Origin of the sequence: Xenorhabdus entomophaga (assembly GCF_037996725.1) — a bacterium.
In the GTDB taxonomy this organism is placed as follows: domain Bacteria; phylum Pseudomonadota; class Gammaproteobacteria; order Enterobacterales; family Enterobacteriaceae; genus Xenorhabdus; species Xenorhabdus khoisanae.
Genome location: NZ_JBBMXH010000393.1, coordinates 1 through 346 on the forward strand (window position 1 = coordinate 1; position 346 = coordinate 346).

1 pseudogene is annotated in these 346 nt (G+C 49.1%); it reads left to right on the plus strand.

Going from position 1 to position 346, the window contains the following annotated elements:
- Positions 1 to 97: 97 nt before the first annotated feature.
- Positions 98 to 346 (plus strand): annotated as a pseudogene (locus AAC854_RS23355) (IS6 family transposase); the annotation flags it as partial.

A 346-nucleotide genomic window follows, 5' to 3' on the forward strand; every position in this document is an offset into this window, starting at 1 on the left:
TTTCATGGGTGAAAAAGTTACCTGACTGGCAGGATCAAGCAACAGGGAAATGCGGATCAAGCGATAAACATCACATTTTTGTGTCAATGGGGGACTGGTGAAGGGTTACCATTATCCTACCGATATTATTGCCCAATGCGTTCGTTGGTATCTGGCCTATGCCCTGAGCCTGCGCAATCTAGAGGAAATGATGTCTGAACGGGGAATTGCCGTTGATCACGCTACGCTCTCTCGTTGGGTTCATCGCCTGGTTCCGTTGATCGTGAAACGTTATCGGCGAAGCAAGCCTGACGTTGGGCGTCGGTGGCGCATGGATGAAACGTATATCAAAATCAAAGGGCAATGG